Below are 17,401 nucleotides of genomic sequence, written 5' to 3'. Positions count from 1 at the left end.
CCGCGAATGGGCCGCGCGGCGGCACGCTTCGACCTCAGAGAACCCCCAACCCTCGGGCGGTGCGATCCACTGCAAGGCGGGTTTTTTCCACCAGTTCATCCAGCTCACTGTGGTTGGCCACCAAGGCCGGCGCCATGATCATCCGCCCTAGGGTGGAACGGATGATCACCCCCTCCTCGAAGCCATAGGTGCGGCACTGCCAGGCCAAATCGTTTTCATTGGCGTAACGTTTCCGGCTGCCCTTGTCCTCGGTAAACTGCAGCGCCGCCACCAGGCCTGCGCCCTGTACCTGACCGATCAGCGGATGGTTGGCGAACACTTCGCGCAGAATGCGCTGCAGGTACGGGCCTGTGTCTTCCTTGACCTGGCGCACGATGCCCTCATCGCGCAGGGCCTTGAGGTTGGCGATGGCCACCGCAGCCGCCACCGGGTGCCCGGAATAGGTCAGGCCATGGGCGAACACGCCGCCGCGCTCCACCAGGGCCTGGGCAATACGCTTGCTCAGCACCAGGCCGCCCATTGGCACGTAACCTGAGGTCAGGCCTTTGGCGATCGACAAGGTGTCCGGCTCGAAGCCAAAGTATTCGTGGGCGAACCACTCGCCGGTGCGGCCAAAACCGCCGATGACCTCATCGGCACACAGCAGCACATCGTATTGGCGGCAGATCCGTTGGATTTCGGGCCAGTAGCTTTCTGGCGGGAAAATCATGCCGCCCGCGCCCTGGAACGGCTCGGCGATGAAGCCGGCAACGTTCTCGGCACCCAGCTCAAGGATTTTCTCCTCCAGTTGCAGGGCGCAGCGGCGGCCGAACTCGGCCGGGGTCAAATCCCCCCCTGCGGCATACCAGTAAGGCTCATCGATGTGCGCCACATCCGGGATCAAGCCGCCCATCTCGTGCATGAACTTCATGCCGCCCAGCGCAGTGGCGGCCAAGGTGGAGCCGTGGTAGCCGTTCCAGCGGCCGATCATGATCTTCTTGCTAGGCTGCCCGACCACCTGCCAATAACGCCGCACGGTGCGGATCAGCACTTCGTTGGCTTCGGAGCCTGAGTTGGTATAGATGGCGTGGCTGTAGTGGCCTGGCAGCAGGCTGAACAATAGCTCGGACAGTTCGATCACCGCCGGGTGGGTGGTGTGGAAGAACATGTTGTAGTAGGCCAGTTGGTCCATCTGCGCAGCGGCCGCTGCCGTCAGGTCCTTGCGGCCATAGCCGAGCTGGGTGCACCACAGGCCAGACATACCATCCAGGTAACGCTTGCCGTCGCTGTCCCACAAATGCAGACGTTCGCCACCAACCATCACTCGCGGGCCCTCGGCGTTCAGCGCTTTTTGATCGAGGAAAGCGTGGATGTGGTGCGCAGCGTCGCCCGCTTGGTAATCACGGGTTTCACGCAGGGTATGCAGCTTGGCTTGAAACGGTGCGTTCATTGTTGTTCTCCGGGGTAAAACGCGGCGTGCAGTTGGCCCTGCCAGGCCGCTGACAGTAAAAACGAGTTGGCTGAAATGGCGCCCTCAGCGCCTGCGCAGGTAGCTTTCCAGTGGGTCTTTGCTCAGCCCTTCCTGCGCTTGGGCAAGTGAGTCGATGAACAGTGAAAACAGTTCGGATTGCTTGGCGATATCGAGCTTGGTGTAAAGGTTCTTGCGGTGAGTTTTCACCGTGTCTTCACTGATGCCCAGGCGTTCGGCCAACGAGCGGGTCGAGTGGCCGCGCAGCAGATACTGGGCGATGTGGCACTCGCGCTCGGTGAGCACCGAGGAGCCAAAATTGTTCAGGGCGGCGCTGATTTGGCGGCCCAGCGCGCTTTCGAAACGCCCGCCCAGGGCGTCGACGTCCAGGTGGCTCCACTGCCGGCGCACCGTCGCGACCACCCACGGTGCCACGCACTTCAAGTCATTGACCTGCTGGCGATCCAACCGGCCGGTGCTGCCCAGGGCGACGGCGATGGTCAGGTGCTCGTCGAGTGGCACGATGAAATTGAGCTCGTCTTCCAGGTGCGCGTGCTGATAGAACGCCAGGTAGTACTCGCTGCGCTTGAAGTGGTCGGGGGCTACATCGCTCAGGCGGTAGCAGCCAGGGGCAATGCCCTCCATGCACGCGCGGTAGAACGGGCACAGCAGGTAGTAACCTTCGAGGTACTTGTGGATGTTGCCTTCCGGCAGCCAAGGGCCCTCCTCGTCCTTTTCGAACAATGCCGAGGGCAAGCCTTTGCGGGGGTAGAGAAATACGGTGATGGCCTGGCACGGCGCGATGAGCTTGAGGGCGGCGAACAACGCTTCGACGAACCCCGCAGAGCCCTGAGCGTCGACGACACGGGCCATTTGCGCGTACCAGTCGGGCGATTTCAGCCGGTCTTTGCTCATTGTCGTGGTCCCATGCCGGGGTTGTTATGGTTGGCATTCTTGCATGGGGCCGCAGATGCCGACCATCACCCTTCGGGGTGAGCTACAGCCAGCAGCTTCAGGGGGCAGTCGAGTGCGCACTGAAAGCATGCAGTGCGCACCCGCAACCGCCGTTTACCCGACCCAGCCGACCGCTGTTTTGGGGATCACGTCTGACTCATCGAGCTTGGAGGCGAACATACTTACCGCTTCTACGGCATCGCTGGTGCCACTACGAATCTGCACGATCACAGCGCCTGCCTGATCGGCCAGCATCACGCCGCGTTGGGCGCCTTCCTGGGTGGCGTTCATGCTAGCGACGGCATCACGGGTTTCAGCAAGGATCTTGCCGATCATTTCGGCAATTTCTGCCGTGGAGCGGCTGGTACGTCCGGCCAGTTGCCGGACCTCATCGGCTACGACCGCAAAGCCTCGGCCTTGGTCGCCTGCCCGCGCCGCTTCGATCGCCGCATTGAGTGCGAGCAGGTTTGTCTGGTCGGCAATGCCACGAATGGTATTGACGATGGCCGTGATCTGTTCGGAGCGGTCCCCCAGTTGCCCAACCAGCCTGGCGGAAGCGCCGATTTTTTCAGCGATCTGACGCATCTCCTTGGCTGTATCGCCAATGACTTGAGCACCGTGTTCGGCCACCCTCTCGGTTTCAGCGGAAATATGGTACGCCCGGGAAGCACTGCGAGAATCTTCTTCGAAGCGCTCGACGCGCTCGGTGATATCACTGGCGAACTTGACGATTTTCGACAACTTGCCAGCGGCGTCGTACACCGGGTTGTAGGTCGCTTCCAGCCAAACCACTCGACCGTGCTTACCAAGGCGTTTGAACTGACCACTGAAGAACTCACCCGTGTTCAACCGACGCCAGAAGTCGCTGTATTCGCTGCTACCGACCAGGCTGGCTTCACAGAACAGGCGGTGGTGCTTGCCTTTGAGCTCGTTCAGGCCATAGCCCATGGTCCTCAGGAAATTGTCGTTGGCCCAAAGGATATTGCCATCGAGGTCGAACTCGATCACGGCCATGGCGCGGTCGAGCGCCGCAAGCTTACCGCGCGTCAGCGCTTGCTGACCCACGTTCTCGGTGACGTCCAAGGCATATTTGACGATCTTGCTCACCCGGCCGCGCTCGTCCAGCACAGGGTTGTAACTGGCTTCCAGCCAGACGTTCTTCCCCGACGCGTTGACACGCTGGAACGTCCCCGACACGAACTTACCAGCGCGCAGCTCAGACCAGAACTGGCTGTAATCGGCACTGCCAACCAGCGCAGGCGTGCAGAAGTCTCGATGCGATTTGCCGTGCAATTGCTCGGCGGCATAGCCCATGGCGGCGAGAAAATTATCATTGGCTCGCAACACCTTCCCATCCAGGCCAAACTCCACAACCGCCATGGAGCGACCCAGCGCTTCGAACAATCCCTTGTAACTCTGGACTTCAGCCTTCCTGGCCTCTAGTTCATCTTTGAGTGATTTATTGAACATGGAGTGACCTCGGAGTAACCGTCAAGGGATTCGACGTAACTTGCTATCGGCGCGCCATCGCGCGCCTGAATGGTAACGGGGCGGATTATTATTTGACGTCATTGAATCGCCCGCCCTGGCCTAAGGTGACGGCGACGGCGGACTAGTTCGCCATACAAGCCCAGGCGGGCACAAGGCTGATTGCAATGGCGCCGTCAGGCTCTGGCCTGTGGCATGATCAAGGCCCCCAAATCGCGCTGGCCCAATCGGCATGCTGATCGACGAAGAACTGACTCTGAAAAAGCTCGAGACCTTTCTGGCCTTCATGCGCAGCGGCAACCTCGGCCGGGCGGCCGCCGACCTGTCGACCAGTGCGGTCAGCGTACACCGGGCCATCCATTCCCTGGAAAGTGCCCTGCGCTGCCCGCTGTTCAAGCACGAAGGCCGCCAGTTGATCCCCTTGGAAAGCGCCTACGTGCTGGAGAAAAAAGCCCGGCAGCTGATTCAGGACGCCGAACAGATGGTGCGCCACACCCGCGAGGCGGCTGGTTTCTATGCCGAGCGTTTTCGTCTTGGCGCGCTGTACTCGCTGACCGTCAAGACCGTACCGAAGCTGGTGATGGGCTTGAAGCTTCGGCGCAGCGAGCTGAACATCGACCTGACCCTGGGCTCGAATGTCGACCTGTTGCAGCGCCTGAAAAACCACGAACTGGAAGCCATTCTGGTATCGCTGGACGACGGCGCGGCAGATCCGGCCTGCGAACAGCTGGCGCTGTTCTGCGACGATATCTTCCTCGCGGTGCCTACCGACTCGCCGTTCGCCGAGCAACAAGAGGTGGACCTGGCGGACCTGGCCGACTCCACCTTCATCACCCTGACTCCCGGCTTCGCCACCCATCGCGACGGTGCGCGGGTGTTCCAGCAAGCAGGTTTCGAACCGAAGGTGGCGATGCAGGTGAACGACATCTTCACCCTGCTGAGCATGGTCAGCTCAGGCGTAGGCTTTGCACTGTTACCGGGGCGTATCGCAGCCGTGTACGAAAACCGGGTCAAGCTGATAGCCCTGCAGGCGCGCTACCGCCTGCAGCAGCATATTGGTGTGGTATTCCTCAAGGCACGCGAGCGCGAACCGAACCTGCTGGCCTTGCTGGCCGAGTGCCGGATGTACAGCGCCGCCTTGGCCTGAGCCGCAGCGGCGCTGGGCTCATGCAGCTACCGCACGCATGATGAAGAACAACAACGAAGGCCCAAGCAGGCAACCCAACGCCGTGTAGAACGCTGCAGTCAGGCAACCGTAAGGCACCAGTTTCGGGTCGGTGGCGGCCAGCCCACCAGCCACACCACTTGAGGTGCCCATCAAGCCGCCGAAAATCACGGCGGTGCGCGGGTTGTTCAAGCCGATCATCGGCGCCACGAAGGGTGTGGCTATCATCACCAAGATGGCTTTGACCAGCCCTGCGGCAATCGACAAGGCCATGACTTCGGAACTGGCGCCGATGGCCGCACCGGTTACCGGGCCAACGATATAGGTCACTGCGCCCGTGCCGATGGTGGTCAGGCTGACCGCATCGGTGTAACCGAAGGCCAGCGCAACCCCCACGCCCGCCACGAATGACACCCCAATGCCGAAGAACAACGAAATGATGCCAGAAACACCGGCACGCTTGAGCTCTTCGATGTTCACACCAAAGGCCGTGGCAACGATTGCGAAGTCTCGCAACATCGCACCGCCCAATAATCCGATACCCGAAAGCAGCGGAATATCCACCAGGCCTTTCTGGCCACCTGTTATTGCGCCGCCAAAGTAACTGAGCACAAGGCCCAGAAAGATAGCGATGGCCGAGCCGTGCAGGCGGCCATGGGTCAGCTTTGCCGACAGCCAGTAAGACAGCCACATGGTCACGCCAATCACTGCAAAGCCGCTCACCAGGCCGTAGCCACTGATCACTTTCATCATCGATTCGTACATGGCGGTCACCGTTGTGGCGTGGTCAGAGGTTTGTCGGCAACCGGCTCAGGCTTTTTTTGGCCCAGGCGGTCCAGCAACGGCACCATGGCGAAACTGGCCACCACGGCGGCGGTGCCGGCAAGCACTGCCATCGGCCCACCCGACAGGGCACCGAATACATTCTGCTGCGCGGCCATGGCCACCACGATGGGGATGTAGATGGCGCTCCAGAACTCCACGCCTTGTTCGGATTTGGCCGTTATCAGGCCCCGTTTGTTGAGGTAACTGCCGATGAAGATCAGCAGCAGCATGGCGATGCCCACACCGCCGACATTGGCAGGCACGCCCAAAAGCTTGCCCAGCAGCTCGCCGATGAACAGGCCGACCAAGGTGCACAAGGCCAGCAAAGCTACACCGTAGATAATCATTGTTATTGTCCTCGCGTTGGGTCGAAGTTGCTTGTTGTTGTCCTTCGAAAAACACGGCACCGCTCAGTATCGGCCCACCTCCTGGCGCATCAGCGCATCGACGGTGTCCCAGCGCGTGGCGTCAAGCGCCAACACCCTGCCTTGCTCGAACACCGGCCGGGCCAGGCCGCTGAGCACGCTGCCCGGTGGCATTTCCAGGTGCAGGCGCACACCGCGTTCATAGGCGTTGCGCAACGTAGCACGCCAGTCGACCAGCCGGGCCATGTTGCCGGCCAGGTCATCGCGCAGGCGTTGCGGGTCGTGGATGGGGCGCGCAGTGCTACCGCTCAGGTAGCTGATGCGCGGGCGGCGTAACTCGATACCGGCAAAGGCCGTCGCCAGTTGTTGGGCTGGGCCGTCGAGCAAGGCGCAGTGTGAGGGCACGCTCACCGCCAGGCGCCGGGCCACGCCCTGCCCGCGCGCGCGGGCCCGGGCCGCGACCTCGGCCATGGCGGTGTCACTGCCGGCTATGACGATCTGGTTGTCGCTATTGAGGTTGGCCAGGTACACCTCACCGCCGACTTCGGCCAGCAGGCGTTCGGCCGATGCCAGGTCAAGGCCGCTCAGTGCAGTCATGCCGTAGCCTTGCGGGTAGGCACGTTGCATCAGTTCGCCGCGCAGGGCGACCAGCCGTACCGCATCGGCCAATGCCAGCGCCCCGGCCGTTACCGCGGCCGGGTACGCACCGATGGACAACCCGGCAACGTAATCCGCGGCGGGGCTGCGCTGCAGCAGCCACCGCGCCCAGGCAACCCCGGCCAGCAGCAGGCAGAGCTGCACGGCACGGGTAGACTGCAAAGCCTGAGCGCTATCGAGCGTCGAAACATCCTCGCCCAGCACATCGCTGGCCTCTTCCAGTACCGCTGCGCCGCCCTCCGGCAGACGCTGCAGCATGCCGGGCTGCTGCGCGCCCTGGCCGGGAAACGCCCAAAGGCTACTCACGCTGCGCACTCGATGGGGTGCCAAGGATTTTGCACAAGGCGCGGGCCCAAGGCTGACTTGAGCAACACTCGGCGCGCCTGGCCGGCCCACTCACGCAGGGCGACGGCCCCTGCCGGGGTCTCTAATTGCACATCGATACGGCATGGGCCGCAGGCGAAGATATCCAGCAGCTCGCGCGCCGTCGCACGGGTCATCGATTGCGGGGTACGTACCAACAGGTCGAGGTCGCTGGCCTGATGCACGACCGGGCAGCCGGTCGCCAGTTGGTAGCCGACGCCGCCGGTCGGCCCCCAGGCCAGCCCGCTGGCATCCAGCACGGCTGCCACCGAGGCCAGCGCCTCAAGCGCAGGCCAGGGGCTTGGCGCCGACCAGCGCAGTGCCTCTGGCCGCACTTGCCGCTGGATATCACCCAAGCGCATCACCACGCCCAAGCGCTGCGCGCGCCCCTGCCCGCGTACGCCCACAGCCACCCAACCCGCGTCGCAGCTGGCACGCCTGACTACCACTGGCTGCCCGGCGTTCAGTGCCTGCACCGCCCAGGCTGGGGCATCGTCAGGCAGGCCGGCCGCCGGCATGCCCCAGAGCAGGTCATGTGGTTGTGGCAGGTTCATGTCACGCCTCCTGCCACTGGCTGCGCAGGCGTGCCCGCACTTCACGGGAAGCTTTGCGGTGTTCGCCGGCGAGCCTGGATGTGAGATCAGTCGACTGGCCAATGTCGCGCACAGCCTCGCTCAGGCAAGCGCGCACCTGGGCAATGTCAGCGGCAGTGGGTGCGTCGGCACGCTCGACCTGCGGGCGCCGCCAGAGCAAGCCCAAGGAGGCATAACTGGCCAGGTCATACGCCATCGGCGGTACCTCGGCGGCCAGCGCCTCGAGCTGTTCGACACTGCGCAGGGTAATGCGCGCCGCCGCGGCCTTGCCCATGGCATGCACCAGGACCCCGCTATCATCCAGTGCGATCAGCCGTTGCGCCTGGTAGCCATGGGCCAGGAAGGCACCTGACATGGCCTTGCCGACCAGCAAGCCGATCACCGGATGCCCGGCCAGACGAGCCTGCGCATAGGCCTGCACCGCCCCGGCCAAAGCCTGGTGAATACCCAAAGCCTCCTCACGGCGGCCGTAGGCCTGGCTGGGGACATCGATGACTGCGACGATGGCCCGCTTCTGGCCTGCGCGGTCTTGTTCGACGGCATCGGCCACAGCCTTGGCCAAGCCCCAGCCTTCGAGCAGGCCGACTTCACCGGCACGCGCCCGCGGGAAAGGGTTGTGGGCATCGGGGACTACAGCGATGAAGCGCGCCGGGCGGTTATCCAGCTCGCCATCGACCACCTGCACTGACGGTGGGTAACCTGCCAGCGGCTCACCACCAGCAAGGCCTGGCAGCCAATTCAAGGCACGGTTCATTGGGCTTCTCCTTGGTAAAGGGCACGCACGGCAGCCGCGTCCAGCTGAGGGCAGTCGCCGCCCAGGCTGGCCAAGCGCTGCAGGAACCAGGCATGGCGGCCAGCGCGATCTGCCGATGGCTTATCCAGCAGTTGCAGCAACTGCTCGCGGATGCGCTCGACGTCATCGGCCACATAGGCATCCACCAAACCGCTGGCGTAACGCTGCTCGCCTCCGGTCAGGCTCCAGATGAACGGCCGGTCTTTGGCGTCGTACTCGACAATGCCGGCTTCCTGCTCGATCACCTGTGGGCCGTTGAGCCCCAAGCGAGCCTCGCGGGTGACCAACAGATGGCTGCACAACCCCGCCGCGATGGACATACCGCCGAAGCACCCCACCGCGCCTGCTACCAGGCCAATCACCGGTTGATAGCCCCGTAGTTCGACGATCGCTGCCTGAATTTCGGCAATGGCTGCCAGGCCAAGATTGGCTTCCTGCAGCCTTACCCCGCCGGTTTCCAGTAACAGCACGGCGCAGGTAGGGATGCCATTACGATTGTCTTCGATAGCCAGTTCCAAGGCGCCTGCGATTTTGGCGCCACCCACCTCCCCCATACTGCCACCCTGGAACGCGCCCTCGATGGCCGCCACCACGGCAGGCCGACCTGCGAGCAGGCCCTTGGCAATCACTACGCCGTCGTCGGCCTGGGGCACGATGCCCTGACGTGGCAGCCAGGGGGACATCAGGCGCTCGAATGGCCCAAGCAACTCTCGGAAACTGCCCGCATCAAGCAACGCGCGGGCACGCTGGCGGGCACCGAGTTCGACGAAGCTGCGGCTTTGCAGCAGACGGGCGTTGTCAGTCATGGGCTATCTCCTCCAAGCCTTGCTCCAGGCGCAGGCGAACAACCCCAGGCGTGGCGCCAAAATCATGGATATCGATCTTCACCGCCGGTAATGCGCGGCCTTGGAACAGGCGGTCGAACAACTGCTGCCAGCGCGCAGCGCTGCCGTTCACCGACGTCACCACCTGGATGTCCAGACTGCCAGCCAGGCCAGGCTCGATCAGCACTTCGAGGTCGCCCGAGCTGACACAGCCGACCAGCGTCCGACCGCGACCGGGTTGGGCGGCGGGGAATTGAAAATTCAAGGTTTCCATGTCACAGGCTCCCGGCTTTGTCGAGAAACAGGCAGGCCGCTAGCAGATCGGCGGCGCCGCCCGGTGAGGCGTTGAGTTGCAACAGTTGCGCGTCCAGTTGGCGCAACCTGCGCCGGCCTTGCAGCGTGGCGCTGCCCCCAGCTTGGAGCACCGCACGGGCACCGCTTTGCACCTGGTGCAGGCCTTGCGGGCCGGCGCGCCAGAGCACGCAGGTATCACTGAGCGCGGCCATGATCGCCAGCAAGGCATCGACCCGGGCCTGGCTTTCACTGGCCCCGCTGGCACGACTGCGGCGCAGTTGCGGCAGGCCATGTTCCAGGGCAGTCGGGAAACCTTGTTGGGCCTGCTCGCGGGCGCCGCTGGCGCCATAGCGCTGGCGTACCTGGGCACCGTGGCTGCTCTGACTCGGCGCCGCCGGGTCATCGATCAGGGCGATGCGCCCGGCACAAGCCGCCACTGCCATGGCATCGGCCTGGGGCTGTAGCGCTTGGGCTGCGACTAGCAGCCCCAGCGCCCAGATTGCGCCGCGGTGGGTATTGACACCCCCAGTAGTGGCGAGCATGGCCGCTTCGCCCTCGCGGCCCAGGCGGCCCAATTCAGCGCGCAGCGCCAAGCCAATTTCGCTGTGATACTCGGCGGCCTCGGCCATTTGTCGCAGGCAAGGCCACAGGGCCAGCGCCGAGGCGTGCATCAAGGCCAGCGTCATGTCACTGTGGGCGCCACTGCTGCGACGGTCGACCAGGCCTGGTTTGGGCGACAGCTCGGCTTCATCTATCAGGGCTTGCACCGCCAGGTCGGCCAGTTGGTCAGCCAGGCCGAGCTGAGGCCGGCGTAGCGGCCTGATCGCGGCGCAAGCCGCTGCTGAGAGATTCGGGTATGCGCTCATTCACCAACTCCTGAAACGTGCTGGCGGGTTGTAGAGGCCCCCAGACCACTCGACCAGGTCGGCAATACTGCGCGCCGCGAGCAGTTCGCGGCTGGCATCGGTACGGCGGATGCCAAGGTCCTCGGGCAGCGCGATCAGGCCCTGCTGGCGCATGCGCAAGGTGTCTTTGGGGTCGTGGCGCAAGCCGATGGCAGTGACCCCGGCCACGGCCGCGATCATCTGCTGGCGCTCCTCTAGGCTGCGCGCCTTGTACAGGTAGGCGATGCCCTCCTCGGTGAGCAAGTGGGTGACGTCGTCGCCGTAGATCATCACCGGCGCCAGAGGCATGCCCGCCTTTTTCGCGACTTGCACCGCGTCGAGGGTTTCGACGAAAGTAGGTTTGCCCCCCTCCTGGTAAGTTTCGACCATCTGCACCACCAGCTTGCGGCCCCGTTCCAGCAGGGTGTCAGGCACTGTCATGTCCAACCAGGCGGGGGTCGCATGGCGCCGGCCACGGGGGTCGTGGCCCATGTTCGGCGCACCGCCGAAGCCTGCCAGGCGGCCGCGGGTGACGGTCGAGGAGTGGCCATCGCCATCGACCTGCAGGGTGGCGCCGATGAACAGGTCCACTGCGTATTGCCCGGCCAGCTGGCACATCATCCGGTTCGAGCGCATGGAGCCGTCGCGGCCGGTGAAGAACACATCCGGGCGTTGGGCAATGTAGTCTTCCATCCCAAGTTCCGTGCCAAAGCAGTGCACGCTCTGGACCCACCCGCTTTCGATGGCCGGAATCAGGGTCGGGTGTGGGTTGAGGGTCCAGTTGCGGCAGATCTTGCCTTTTAGCCCCAACGACTCGCCGTAGGTCGGCAGGATCAATTCGATGGCGGCAGTGTTGAAGCCGATGCCGTGGTTCAGCGACTGGACCTGATGCTTTTCGTAGATTCCGCGGATGGCCATCATCGCCATCAGCACGTGGACCGGCTTGATATGACGCGGGTCGCGAGTGAACAGCGGCTCTATGTAGAACGGCTGGTCCGCCACCACCACGAAGTCGACCCAGGACGCAGGAATGTCCACGCGCGGCAGATCGTCCACGCGCTCGACCAATTGGTTGACCTGGGCGATCACCAAACCGTCACTGAAAGCAGCCGGCTCGACCAGCGCCGGGGTATCTTCGGTGCTAGGGCCGGTATACAGGTTGCCCTGGCGGTCAGCCATGAAGCCTGCCACCAGCGTGACATTGGGAATAAGGTCGACCAGCAACCGCGAGTACAACTCGATGTAGGTGTGGATTGCGCCCACTTCGAGCAGGCCGTCTTCCAGCAATTGGCCAATGCGCAGGCTCTGTGGGCCTGCAAAGGAGAAATCGAGCTTGCGGGCGATGCCGCGCTCGAACAGGTCCAGGTGCTCGGCACGGCTGACGCTAGGCATGATCATGTGCAGGTCGTGCAGGCGCTCAGGGTCTGCCTTGGCCAGCGAACGGGAAAGAAAATCGGCCTGCTTCTGGTTGTTGCCTTCCAGCACCACGCGGTCGCCTGGTGCGATCAACAATTCCAGGGCTTCGGTGATCCGCTCGGTGGGCAGCACCACACCGTCGGCCAGGTGACGTACGCGGTCCAGGCGGCGCTGCTTCTCGGCGCGCCGCCTGGACCATTGCGGCGGTGGATTCTTTGTTATGGTCATTGAGTGACTCCACAGGTTCGCTGTCGTGGAGGCACATTAGGGCGCTGGCGCTAATCCGATCAATCAAGCTAGGCGGCTGATCGTTACGCTTAAAGTAATGAACGACCCCACTGCATCACTTGGGTGTAGGCCGGGCATAAATGCACGATGGCGCTGCACAATTGTCCATTGTGCAGCGCAATTTTGCATGACAGGATCCTGCGATCCTCCAGCGCGCTGCAAACTTCATTGGAAAATCAATAACAAAGCAGGGAGAACGCGATGACCGCGTACGCTACTACCTCGGTAACCACCCATGTACTGGCCGAGGTTCGCAACCAGATTGGCCACCTCACCCTCAACCGCCCTGCCGGCCTCAATGCCCTGACGCTGGACATGGTGCGCTGCCTGCACCAGCAACTGGACTGCTGGGCGAAGGATCCGCAGGTGCAGGCCGTGGTGCTGCGCGGCGAAGGGCCCAAGGGCTTTTGCGCAGGCGGCGATATCCGTTCGTTACACGACAGCTACAAGGCGGGCGAAACCCTGCACGAAGCGTTTTTCGTCGAGGAATATGCCCTGGACCTTGCCATCCACCGCTACCGTAAGCCGGTGCTGGTGCTAATGGACGGCTTCACCCTTGGCGGCGGCATGGGCCTGGCTCAGGGCTGCGACCTGCGTATCGTGACCGAGCGCAGCCGCCTGGGCATGCCCGAAGTCGGCATCGGCTATTTTCCCGATGTGGGGGGTAGCTACTTCCTGTCGCGCATCCCCGGTGAGCTAGGCACTTACCTGGGTGTCAGCGGCGCCCAGATCCAGGCTGCAGATGCGTTGTACTGCGGGCTTGCCGACTGGTACCTGGCCAGCGACAAGCTGGCAGCCCTGGATGAGGGCCTGGACCAACTGCGCTTTGGCGACCACCCACTCAAGGACCTGCAGAACTTGCTGGCCAAGCTGGGTAGCCAGGTACTGGACGAAGCGCCCCTGCAAAAGTTGCGTCCGGTCATCGACCATTTCTTCGCCCAACCCGACGTGGCAGCGATCGTCGAACAACTGCGTACCGTGCGCATCGGCGACAGCCACGATTGGGCTGTGGCCACTGCCGACCAGCTGGAAAGCCGCTCGCCATTAGCCATGGCAGTTACCCTGGAGATGCTGCGCCGGGGCCGCTACATGGCCTTGGAGGAATGCTTCGCCATGGAGCTGCACATCGACCGCCAGTGGTTCGAGTATGGCGACATCATCGAGGGCGTACGCGCGCTGATCATCGACAAGGACAAGCAGCCGCGCTGGAACCCGCCAACCCTCGCCGGGCTGACGCGCCAGCGGGTCGATCAATTCTTCGAAGGCCTGTGAGCCGGGAGTACAGCATGCAAGACCTGGAACTGAGCGAAGAACAAATCATGATCCGCGACATGGCCCGTGACTTCGCCCGCGGCGAAATTGCCCCCCACGCGCAAGCCTGGGAAAAGGCCGGCTGGATCGACGATGGCGTGGTACGCAAGATGGGCGAGCTCGGCCTGCTGGGCATGGTCGTGCCGGATACCTTCGGCGGCAGCTACACCGACTACGTGGCCTACGCCCTGGCGGTGGAGGAAATCTCCGCCGGATGCGGCGCCACGGGGGCGATGATGAGCATCCACAATTCGGTCGGCTGCGGCCCGCTGCTGGCCTATGGAAGCCCCGAGCAACAACAGGCCTGGTTGCCAGGCCTTGCGGTAGGGCAAACCATCGGCTGCTTCTGCCTGACCGAACCCCAGGCAGGCTCCGAAGCGCACAACCTGCGTACCCGCGCCGAGCTGATCGATGGCCAGTGGGTGATCAACGGGGCCAAGCAGTTCGTCAGCAACGCCCGCCGCGCAGGCCTTGCCATCGTTTTTGCCGTGACTGACCCGGACCTGGGCAAGAAGGGCCTGTCCGCGTTTCTGGTGCCGACCGACAACCCAGGGTTCAAGGTCGAGCGCAGCGAGCACAAGATGGGCATTCGTGCCTCGGACACCTGCGCAGTCACGTTCGACAACTGCCGCGTGCCGGCAGCCAACCTGCTCGGCGAGCGTGGCAAGGGTTTGGCCATCGCGCTGTCCAACCTTGAAGGCGGCCGCATCGGCATCGCCGCCCAGGCCCTGGGAATCGCCCGCGCCGCGTTCGAGGCAGCGTTGGCTTATTCGCGCGACCGTATCCAGTTTGGCAAACCGATCAACGAGCACCAGAGCATCGCCAACCTGTTGGCGGACATGCAGGTGCAAGTGAATGCCGCACGCTTACTGATACTGCATGCCGCGCGCCTGCGTAGCGCTGGCAAGCCATGCTTGTCGGAGGCCTCTCAGGCCAAGCTGTTCGCTTCGGAAATGGCCGAACGGGTATGTTCGATGGCGATCCAGGTACACGGCGGCTATGGCTACCTGGAGGACTACCCGGTAGAGCGTTATTACCGCGATGCGCGTATCACGCAAATCTACGAGGGTTCGAGCGAGATTCAGCGCATGCTGATCGCGCGCGAACTCAAGCATTACCCGTTATAAGCCCGGTCAAGGGCGCGGCCTGAAGGTCCGCGCAGGCAGCTCGCCGAAGCGTTGCTGGCAATAGTGGGCACTCGGCCATCGGTGACGATGGCCGGCTCATTGCACAGGCAGAAAGTTCATCAACAACAGGCTCTGCGCATAATTGAGCCCGATCCGCCGGTAGCGCTCATCCAGCAGCTCTGCCAGCAAATCCAGCCGGGCAACGATCTTGCCGAATTCAACGGCGAAACTCAGATTACTGCCCTGCTCGGATATTTCATTGGAGAACAGCAACAGCACCCCGTTGGCATCCTGGCGTTGGCTGAGCATCCAAGTGGCCTTTTCGATGTTGCGCGCGGCGTTGTTGATGAAAAGCGGGTCGAGCGTATCGGTCATGTAGAACTCGCTACGCCCACCGTGGGCGGTGATCAGCATACTGCCGATGGCATAGATGAAAGCACCCACCCGGTCCCCCCGAAAATCAGGGTCCAACGCATAGCTCAAGGCCGCTAGGTCACGTCGATTGCCCAGCTGCGGCAGCGGCTTGCGCTGCTCGATGGCCACGCGGATCTGCCGCTCGGCAGTGGTCGCGTCCAAGTAGCCAGAGAGCTTCCACTGGTTGGGGTTGCGCAGGTAGAGCTTGTTCATCAGCAGATACAAGCTTTGCAGGTTGTCGCGCATGGCCAACGTCGCCATGCGGTCGACGCTGGTCTGGAACAGCTCACTGGGCTTGCCTTCACCCAACTGGCTGACAATGTCGTGCCCTTGCCGCTCGCTGCAGCCGGCCAGGCCAATCAGGGCGCCTGCCAGCAGCAGGCGTGGGAGAATTCTGGGATAGCTCGCAACCATCGGCACCGGGTCGAAATCGGCGGCCGCACCGGGTGTCGGTGCGGCCTGGCCAAGGATAGAGCCCGGAAAACGCAAAAAGTGCGGCTTAGCACCAAGCCGCTGGCCAATTACATGGCGTGACGCAACAACTGCACCACCTGCGCATGCAAAACCGGGTCACCACAGGCGACCACACAACCGCCGTTCTGCGCGCTGCTGCCGTCCCACGCGCTGATCACCCCGCCGGCCCCCTCGATGATGGGCATCAGCGCCTGCACGTCATACGGCTGTAGGCTGGCCTCGACGATTACATCGACAAAGCCCGATGCCAACATGCAGTAGGCATAGCAATCACCGCCATAACGCATCAACCGCGCCTGGCCAGCTACGTTTTCGAACGCCGCCTTACGCTCGGCGGTGTCGAACATGTCCGGCGTGGTGCACATCAGGGTGGCAGTAGCCAATTCACGGCATGCGCGGGTTTTCAAGGGTGTGCCACTGCGCCAGGCACCCGCCGGTGTACCTACGAAACGCTCACCGGTGAAGGGTTGGTTCATGACACCGAGCACGGGTTTGGTGCCGTCATTGAGGGCGATCAAGGTCCCCCACAGCGGCAGGCCGGTGATGAAGGCGCGAGTGCCATCGATGGGGTCAAGCACCCAGGTCAGGGGGCTGCTGCCCACCGCCACACCGGCTTCTTCACCAAGAATGCCGTGTTCGGGGTAATGCGCCTGGATCAATGCCCGCATGGCGTCCTCGGCGGCCTTGTCCGCCACGGTCACCGGGTCATACAGGCGCCCGCCCTTGTCCTCGACCTCGAGGCTGGCACGAAAATACGGCTGGATCGCCTGCGCAGCGGCATCGGCCAGCTGTTCGGCAAAGGCTTGGAATTCGCCGATCTGTTCAGCGCTCAGGGTCATGGCATGGCCTCTTGGGGAATATCGGGGGCTGCATCATACTCGACAATCGGCGATTCACACCGCGCTCAGGTGCTCGTAAAGAATGGTGGTGCCCACCAGCATCAGCACGATCCCACCAATGATCTCGGCGCGCTTGCCCACCACAGAGCCCAACGCCCGCCCGAGCATGGTGCCGATGGTCACCATGGTCATGGTCGCCAGGCCGATCGCCGCAGCGGCCACCCAGATATTCACGTCAACGAAAGCCAGGCCGATGCCCACCGCCAGGGCGTCGATGCTGGTTGCCACCGCCGTGACCGCCAGAATCCAGAACGAATGCTGGCTTTGTTTTTCCTGCTCTTGTTCATCGGGCTTGAGCCCGGCATGCACCATGTGCGCGCCTAGCAGTAGCAACAGGGTAAAGGCGATCCAGTGGTCCCACTGTTCGACATACTGGCTGGCGGCTTGACCCAAGAGCCAGCCGATCACCGGGGTGATGGCTTCGATGATGCCGAAGATCAGACCCGTGCGCAGGGCCTCGGCCAAGCGTGGCTTGTGCAGGCTCGAGCCCTTGCCGATTGCGGCTGCGAAGGCATCGGTGGACATGGCGAAGGCGAGAAAGATCAGGGAAATGGGGTTCAAGGTTCAAGCTCCAACCGGGCAACGAGTCAACGACAGACGACCTGCAGGCCCGGCTTGGCTGCAGGAAGGTCGTTGGTCTCGCCAATCCGAATGGATGCGCTGGCCATGGCAGGTTGCCAAATATGTTGACCAGAGCGCCGCCGCAAGGCGCGAAGGCAGGCTACTCCCCAAAGAGTGGCGCGATCATAACAGCGCAAGGTGAAAAAAACATGAAGTCTTGTCTGTGCCGCCTAAAGTGGTACGTCCGTACAAATTATAA

At 63.1% G+C, this 17,401-nt stretch carries 18 protein-coding genes; 3 read left to right on the top strand and 15 right to left on the bottom strand.

The genetic code is table 11. The features are described from left to right. Window positions 1–34 precede the first annotated feature (34 nt). The 3 genes from HU725_RS10695 to HU725_RS10685 form a co-directional block, all read right to left on the bottom strand. Window positions 35–1,429: an aspartate aminotransferase family protein gene (locus tag HU725_RS10695; RefSeq protein ID WP_186477183.1), complete on the bottom strand. Its 1,395-nt coding sequence runs from the start codon at window positions 1,427–1,429 to the stop codon at window positions 35–37. 84 nt (window positions 1,430–1,513) lie between these two features. Further along, window positions 1,514–2,362 carry a helix-turn-helix transcriptional regulator gene (locus HU725_RS10690; protein ID WP_060476458.1) on the bottom strand — a complete coding sequence of 283 codons (849 nt, stop codon included), beginning with the start codon at window positions 2,360–2,362 and terminating at the stop codon, window positions 1,514–1,516. 153 nt (window positions 2,363–2,515) lie between these two features. Beyond that, window positions 2,516–3,871 carry a methyl-accepting chemotaxis protein gene (locus HU725_RS10685; protein ID WP_186477182.1) on the bottom strand — a complete coding sequence of 452 codons (1,356 nt, stop codon included), beginning with the start codon at window positions 3,869–3,871 and terminating at the stop codon, window positions 2,516–2,518. Window positions 3,872–4,121: 250 nt separating this feature from the next. Between HU725_RS10685 and HU725_RS10680 the strand changes: the two genes are divergently transcribed. Beyond that, window positions 4,122–5,036 (top strand): LysR family transcriptional regulator, encoded by a 915-nt coding sequence (locus HU725_RS10680; protein ID WP_186477181.1) that lies wholly within the window; start codon window positions 4,122–4,124, stop codon window positions 5,034–5,036. An 18-nt stretch (window positions 5,037–5,054) separates the two neighbouring features. On the opposite strand, the gene madM is transcribed toward HU725_RS10680, so the two are convergent. The 9 genes from madM to mdcA all read right to left on the bottom strand — a co-directional run bounded on the left by madM (window position 5,055) and on the right by mdcA (window position 12,296). Beyond that, on the bottom strand, window positions 5,055–5,819 hold the full coding sequence (madM, locus tag HU725_RS10675; protein ID WP_186477180.1) for a malonate transporter subunit MadM: 765 nt from the start codon (window positions 5,817–5,819) through the stop codon (window positions 5,055–5,057). 5 nt (window positions 5,820–5,824) lie between these two features. Continuing rightward, entirely contained in the window at window positions 5,825–6,226 is a 402-nt protein-coding gene (gene madL, locus HU725_RS10670) for a malonate transporter subunit MadL (RefSeq protein WP_186477179.1), read from the bottom strand. A 63-nt stretch (window positions 6,227–6,289) separates the two neighbouring features. Continuing rightward, the gene (gene mdcH, locus HU725_RS10665) at window positions 6,290–7,207 is read right to left on the bottom strand and encodes a malonate decarboxylase subunit epsilon (RefSeq protein WP_186477178.1); all 918 of its coding nucleotides are present in this window, start codon (window positions 7,205–7,207) and stop codon (window positions 6,290–6,292) included. After that, the gene (locus HU725_RS10660; protein ID WP_186477177.1) at window positions 7,204–7,818 is read right to left on the bottom strand and encodes a malonate decarboxylase holo-ACP synthase; all 615 of its coding nucleotides are present in this window, start codon (window positions 7,816–7,818) and stop codon (window positions 7,204–7,206) included. Before HU725_RS10660 ends, mdcH begins: the two co-directional genes overlap by 4 nt. A gap of 1 nt (window position 7,819) precedes the next feature. Then, a complete protein-coding gene (gene mdcE, locus HU725_RS10655) occupies window positions 7,820–8,611 on the bottom strand; it encodes a biotin-independent malonate decarboxylase subunit gamma (RefSeq protein WP_186477176.1) in 792 nt (263 codons plus the stop codon). Then, on the bottom strand, window positions 8,608–9,456 hold the full coding sequence (locus tag HU725_RS10650) for a biotin-independent malonate decarboxylase subunit beta (RefSeq protein ID WP_186477175.1): 849 nt from the start codon (window positions 9,454–9,456) through the stop codon (window positions 8,608–8,610). Before HU725_RS10650 ends, mdcE begins: the two co-directional genes overlap by 4 nt. Beyond that, the gene (locus HU725_RS10645; RefSeq protein WP_186477174.1) at window positions 9,449–9,748 is read right to left on the bottom strand and encodes a malonate decarboxylase subunit delta; all 300 of its coding nucleotides are present in this window, start codon (window positions 9,746–9,748) and stop codon (window positions 9,449–9,451) included. Before HU725_RS10645 ends, HU725_RS10650 begins: the two co-directional genes overlap by 8 nt. A gap of 1 nt (window position 9,749) precedes the next feature. Then, window positions 9,750–10,634: a triphosphoribosyl-dephospho-CoA synthase gene (locus HU725_RS10640; protein ID WP_186477173.1), complete on the bottom strand. Its 885-nt coding sequence runs from the start codon at window positions 10,632–10,634 to the stop codon at window positions 9,750–9,752. Beyond that, on the bottom strand, window positions 10,635–12,296 hold the full coding sequence (gene mdcA, locus HU725_RS10635) for a malonate decarboxylase subunit alpha (protein WP_186477172.1): 1,662 nt from the start codon (window positions 12,294–12,296) through the stop codon (window positions 10,635–10,637). A gap of 261 nt (window positions 12,297–12,557) precedes the next feature. Between mdcA and HU725_RS10630 the strand changes: the two genes are divergently transcribed. Then, window positions 12,558–13,628 (top strand): enoyl-CoA hydratase/isomerase family protein, encoded by a 1,071-nt coding sequence (locus tag HU725_RS10630; RefSeq protein WP_186477171.1) that lies wholly within the window; start codon window positions 12,558–12,560, stop codon window positions 13,626–13,628. A gap of 14 nt (window positions 13,629–13,642) precedes the next feature. Then, the gene (locus HU725_RS10625) at window positions 13,643–14,794 is read left to right on the top strand and encodes an acyl-CoA dehydrogenase family protein (protein ID WP_186477170.1); all 1,152 of its coding nucleotides are present in this window, start codon (window positions 13,643–13,645) and stop codon (window positions 14,792–14,794) included. 96 nt (window positions 14,795–14,890) lie between these two features. Here the strand turns inward: HU725_RS10625 and HU725_RS10620 are convergent, their stop codons facing one another. The 3 genes from HU725_RS10620 to mntP form a co-directional block, all read right to left on the bottom strand. Then, window positions 14,891–15,622, bottom strand: a complete 732-nt coding sequence (locus HU725_RS10620; protein ID WP_060476622.1) for a hypothetical protein — start codon at window positions 15,620–15,622, stop codon at window positions 14,891–14,893. 107 nt (window positions 15,623–15,729) lie between these two features. After that, window positions 15,730–16,521 carry a histidinol-phosphatase gene (hisN, locus tag HU725_RS10615; RefSeq protein ID WP_060476472.1) on the bottom strand — a complete coding sequence of 264 codons (792 nt, stop codon included), beginning with the start codon at window positions 16,519–16,521 and terminating at the stop codon, window positions 15,730–15,732. Between the two features lie 54 nt (window positions 16,522–16,575). After that, window positions 16,576–17,142 (bottom strand): manganese efflux pump MntP, encoded by a 567-nt coding sequence (mntP, locus tag HU725_RS10610; RefSeq protein ID WP_060476473.1) that lies wholly within the window; start codon window positions 17,140–17,142, stop codon window positions 16,576–16,578. Between the last annotated feature and the right edge of the window lie 259 nt (window positions 17,143–17,401).

This window comes from Pseudomonas promysalinigenes (assembly GCF_014269025.2).
GTDB lineage: Bacteria > Pseudomonadota > Gammaproteobacteria > Pseudomonadales > Pseudomonadaceae > Aquipseudomonas > Aquipseudomonas promysalinigenes.
Note: the sequence above shows the minus strand (reverse complement) of the source record. Positions and strands in the feature narration are given on the sequence as shown.